General features: G+C 49.1%; 2 tRNA genes and 3 rRNA genes. All 5 read left to right on the forward strand.

From position 1 onward, the window contains the following. Positions 1-167: 167 nt before the first annotated feature. Positions 168-1,705 (forward strand): 16S ribosomal RNA (locus GBI66_RS19050). Between the two features lie 59 nt (positions 1,706-1,764). Continuing rightward, positions 1,765-1,841: transfer RNA gene (locus GBI66_RS19055), tRNA-Ile, on the forward strand. A 55-nt stretch (positions 1,842-1,896) separates the two neighbouring features. Beyond that, a tRNA-Ala gene (locus GBI66_RS19060) sits at positions 1,897-1,972 on the forward strand. A gap of 366 nt (positions 1,973-2,338) precedes the next feature. Beyond that, positions 2,339-5,231, forward strand: a 23S ribosomal RNA gene (locus tag GBI66_RS19065). Between the two features lie 205 nt (positions 5,232-5,436). After that, positions 5,437-5,551 (forward strand): 5S ribosomal RNA (gene rrf / locus GBI66_RS19070). Together the 16S, 23S and 5S rRNA genes with 2 tRNA genes alongside form the textbook arrangement of a ribosomal RNA operon. The last annotated feature ends 19 nt before the right edge of the window (positions 5,552-5,570 follow it).

The following is a 5,570-nucleotide window of genomic DNA, read 5'->3' on the forward strand; positions in this document are numbered from 1 at the left end:
AGATCATTAAGAGAATAGAAGAACAACTTGTGTGGATTTTTACTGATTGATCGATCGAAAATATTTCATTGATTGAATGGTAAGAATTTCTCGAAGTTTATTTGAGCGAATTTTTAGTCAGAAAATTGATGAGCCAAGATTTGTAGCCATAAGCTACTAATGATTTTAAACTGAAGAGTTTGATCATGGCTCAGATTGAACGCTGGCGGCAGGCTTAACACATGCAAGTCGAGCGGAGTGATGGTGCTTGCACTATCACTTAGCGGCGGACGGGTGAGTAATGCTTAGGAATCTGCCATTTAGTGGGGGACAACATTCCGAAAGGAATGCTAATACCGCATACGTCCTACGGGAGAAAGCAGGGGATCTTCGGACCTTGCGCTAAATGATGAGCCTAAGTCGGATTAGCTAGTTGGTGGGGTAAAGGCCTACCAAGGCGACGATCTGTAGCGGGTCTGAGAGGATGATCCGCCACACTGGGACTGAGACACGGCCCAGACTCCTACGGGAGGCAGCAGTGGGGAATATTGGACAATGGGCGGAAGCCTGATCCAGCCATGCCGCGTGTGTGAAGAAGGCCTTTTGGTTGTAAAGCACTTTAAGCGAGGAGGAGGCTCTCCTAGTTAATACCTAGGAAGAGTGGACGTTACTCGCAGAATAAGCACCGGCTAACTCTGTGCCAGCAGCCGCGGTAATACAGAGGGTGCGAGCGTTAATCGGATTTACTGGGCGTAAAGCGTGCGTAGGCGGCTGATTAAGTCGGATGTGAAATCCCTGAGCTTAACTTAGGAATTGCATTCGATACTGGTCAGCTAGAGTATGGGAGAGGATGGTAGAATTCCAGGTGTAGCGGTGAAATGCGTAGAGATCTGGAGGAATACCGATGGCGAAGGCAGCCATCTGGCCTAATACTGACGCTGAGGTACGAAAGCATGGGGAGCAAACAGGATTAGATACCCTGGTAGTCCATGCCGTAAACGATGTCTACTAGCCGTTGGGGCCTTTGAGGCTTTAGTGGCGCAGCTAACGCGATAAGTAGACCGCCTGGGGAGTACGGTCGCAAGACTAAAACTCAAATGAATTGACGGGGGCCCGCACAAGCGGTGGAGCATGTGGTTTAATTCGATGCAACGCGAAGAACCTTACCTGGCCTTGACATACTAGAAACTTTCCAGAGATGGATTGGTGCCTTCGGGAATCTAGATACAGGTGCTGCATGGCTGTCGTCAGCTCGTGTCGTGAGATGTTGGGTTAAGTCCCGCAACGAGCGCAACCCTTTTCCTTATTTGCCAGCGAGTAATGTCGGGAACTTTAAGGATACTGCCAGTGACAAACTGGAGGAAGGCGGGGACGACGTCAAGTCATCATGGCCCTTACGGCCAGGGCTACACACGTGCTACAATGGTCGGTACAAAGGGTTGCTACCTAGCGATAGGATGCTAATCTCAAAAAGCCGATCGTAGTCCGGATTGGAGTCTGCAACTCGACTCCATGAAGTCGGAATCGCTAGTAATCGCGGATCAGAATGCCGCGGTGAATACGTTCCCGGGCCTTGTACACACCGCCCGTCACACCATGGGAGTTTGTTGCACCAGAAGTAGGTAGTCTAACCGCAAGGAGGACGCTTACCACGGTGTGGCCGATGACTGGGGTGAAGTCGTAACAAGGTAGCCGTAGGGGAACCTGCGGCTGGATCACCTCCTTAACGAAAGATTGACGATCGGTAAGAATCCACAACAAGTTGTTCTTCGAAGATGTATCTGAGGGTCTGTAGCTCAGTTGGTTAGAGCACACGCTTGATAAGCGTGGGGTCACAAGTTCAAGTCTTGTCAGACCCACCAAATCTGATTGCAGTAGCTTAGATTGAAAGATATGTCGTTCATTAAATGATAAGCTGGGGACTTAGCTTAGTTGGTAGAGCGCCTGCTTTGCACGCAGGAGGTCAGGAGTTCGACTCTCCTAGTCTCCACCATGTACTTTACGGAGTACGAGCTAAAGATTACAGAATTTAGTAAGTAGATAGCTTATTAAGTTCTGTGATTTATCACAGTTTACTACTCACCGACGAGGTGGTAGTTAATCATTAACAGATTAGAAAATTGAGTCTGAAATAAATTGTTCAAACTCGATTAATTTGACACTAACGGTAATACGTAAGTATTGCAGTTGGATGAAGAATTAATCTGAGAACTAGCAAATTAACTGAATCAAGCGTTTTGGTATATGAATTAGATTGAAGCTGTACGGTGATTAAATTCACAGGACAACAGATGGTAGCGATGAATAATCGCACGGACAACACTCACTTGTAGGTGTTGACGACTGTTTGGGGTTGTATAGTCAAGTAATTAAGTGCATGTGGTGGATGCCTTGGCAGTCAGAGGCGATGAAAGACGTAATAGCCTGCGATAAGCTCCGGGGAGGCGGCAAATATCCTTTGATCCGGAGATTTCTGAATGGGGGAACCCACCCGCTATAAGGCGGGTATCATAAGCTGAATACATAGGCTTATGAAGCGAACGAGGGGAAGTGAAACATCTCAGTACCCTTAGGAAAAGAAATCAATTGAGATTCCCTTAGTAGCGGCGAGCGAACGGGGAGCAGCCCATTAAGTTGTGTGTGTTCTAGTGGAACGCTCTGGGAAGTGCGAACGTAGAGGGTGATATTCCCGTACACGAAAGGGCACACACAATGATGACGAGTAGGGCGAGGCACGTGAAACCTTGTCTGAATATGGGGGGACCATCCTCCAAGGCTAAATACTCCTGACTGACCGATAGTGAACCAGTACCGTGAGGGAAAGGCGAAAAGAACCCCTGTGAGGGGAGTGAAATAGATCCTGAAACCGCATGCATACAAGCAGTGGGAGCCGACTTGTTCGGTGACTGCGTACCTTTTGTATAATGGGTCAGCGACTTATATTCAGTAGCGAGGTTAACCGAATAGGGGAGCCGTAGAGAAATCGAGTCTTAATAGGGCGTTTAGTTGCTGGGTATAGACCCGAAACCAGGCGATCTATCCATGAGCAGGTTGAAGGTTGGGTAACACTAACTGGAGGACCGAACCCACTGTCGTTGAAAAGCCAGGGGATGACTTGTGGATAGGGGTGAAAGGCTAATCAAGCCTGGTGATAGCTGGTTCTCCCCGAAAGCTATTTAGGTAGCGCCTCGGACGAATACCATTGGGGGTAGAGCACTGTTTCGGCTAGGGGGTCATCCCGACTTACCAAACCGATGCAAACTCCGAATACCAATGAGTACTATCCGGGAGACAGACTGCGGGTGCTAACGTCCGTAGTCAAGAGGAAAACAATCCAGACCGCCAGCTAAGGCCCCAAAATCATAGTTAAGTGGGAAACGATGTGGGAAGGCATAGACAGCTAGGAGGTTGGCTTAGAAGCAGCCACCCTTTAAAGAAAGCGTAATAGCTCACTAGTCGAGTCGGCCTGCGCGGAAGATGTAACGGGGCTAAAACTATGTGCCGAAGCTGCGGATTTACGCATTAGCGTAAGTGGTAGGGGAGCGTTCTGTAAGCCGATGAAGGTGTATTGAGAAGTATGCTGGAGGTATCAGAAGTGCGAATGCTGACGTGAGTAACGACAAAACGGGTGAAAAACCCGTTCGCTGAAAGACCAAGGGTTCCAGTCCAACGTTAATCGGGGCTGGGTGAGTCGACCCCTAAGGCGAGGCCGAGAGGCGTAGTCGATGGGAAATTGGTTAATATTCCAATACTTCTGTGTAATGCGATGAGAGGACGGAGAAGGTTAAGTCAGCCTGGCGTTGGTTGTCCAGGTGGAAGGCAGTAGGCATGCATCTTAGGCAAATCCGGGGTGCTCTATGCTGAGAGCTGATAGCAAGCTGTACTTGTACAGTGAAGTGGCTGATACCATGCTTCCAGGAAAAGTCTCTAAGCTTCAGTTACACAGGAATCGTACCCGAAACCGACACAGGTGGTCAGGTCGAGTAGACCAAAGCGCTTGAGAGAACTCTGCTGAAGGAACTAGGCAAAATGGTACCGTAACTTCGGGAGAAGGTACGCTGCTGACGGTGATGGGACTTGCTCCCTGAGCTATTGGCAGCCACAGAAACCAGGCCGCTGCAACTGTTTATTAAAAACATAGCACTCTGCAAACACGAAAGTGGACGTATAGGGTGTGATGCCTGCCCGGTGCTGGAAGGTTAATTGATGGGGTTAGCGTAAGCGAAGCTCTTGATCGAAGCCCCAGTAAACGGCGGCCGTAACTATAACGGTCCTAAGGTAGCGAAATTCCTTGTCGGGTAAGTTCCGACCTGCACGAATGGCATAATGATGGCGGCGCTGTCTCCAGCAGAGGCTCAGTGAAATCGAATTCGCCGTGAAGATGCGGTGTACCCGCGGCTAGACGGAAAGACCCCGTGAACCTTTACTGCAGCTTGACATTGAACTTTGACCTTACTTGTGTAGGATAGGTGGGAGGCTTTGAAGTTGGAACGCTAGTTCCAATGGAGCCGTCCTTGAAATACCACCCTGGTAATGTTGAGGTTCTAACTCTGCCCCGTAATCCGGGGCGAGGACCATGTCTGGTGGGTAGTTTGACTGGGGCGGTCTCCTCCTAAAGAGTAACGGAGGAGTACGAAGGTGCGCTCAGCGTGGTCGGAAATCACGCGTAGAGTATAAAGGCAAAAGCGCGCTTAACTGCGAGACCCACAAGTCGAGCAGGTACGAAAGTAGGTCTTAGTGATCCGGTGGTTCTGTATGGAAGGGCCATCGCTCAACGGATAAAAGGTACTCTGGGGATAACAGGCTGATACCGCCCAAGAGTTCATATCGACGGCGGTGTTTGGCACCTCGATGTCGGCTCATCTCATCCTGGGGCTGAAGCAGGTCCCAAGGGTATGGCTGTTCGCCATTTAAAGAGGTACGCGAGCTGGGTTTAGAACGTCGTGAGACAGTTCGGTCCCTATCTACCGTGGGCGCTGGAAATTTGAGAGGATCTGCTCCTAGTACGAGAGGACCAGAGTGGACGAACCTCTGGTGTACCGGTTGTGACGCCAGTCGCATCGCCGGGTAGCTATGTTCGGAAGGGATAACCGCTGAAAGCATCTAAGCGGGAAGCCTACCTCAAGATAAGATTTCCCTAGGAATTTATTCCTCTAAAGAGCCGTTCGAGACTAGGACGTTGATAGGTTGGGTGTGGAAGCACGGTGACGTGTGAAGCTGACCAATACTAATTGCTCGTGAGGCTTGACTATACAACACCCAAGCAGTTGTATGTAAAGCTGATAATCGATTCATAAAAGATCAGTTAAACCTGATCTTGAACAAAGAACTTGATTTAGTGATTGCTAAGCAATAAACTTCGACTCAATAATCTAATCCGTTAATAACTCTTTGGACCGTAAGTAAGGCATACGATGAATACATCGTGAATAAGACCCGAAAGCACCACAACAGTTTGCTGGCGACAATAGCAAGAGTGAACCACCTGATCCCTTCCCGAACTCAGAAGTGAAACCTCTTAGCGCTGATGGTAGTGTGGCACTTGCCATGTGAGAGTAAGTCATCGCCAGCTTTTAAATATCAAACACCCC

The sequence above is a fragment of the Acinetobacter sp. TUM15071 genome (assembly GCF_008980925.1).
Taxonomy (GTDB): domain Bacteria; phylum Pseudomonadota; class Gammaproteobacteria; order Pseudomonadales; family Moraxellaceae; genus Acinetobacter; species Acinetobacter dispersus.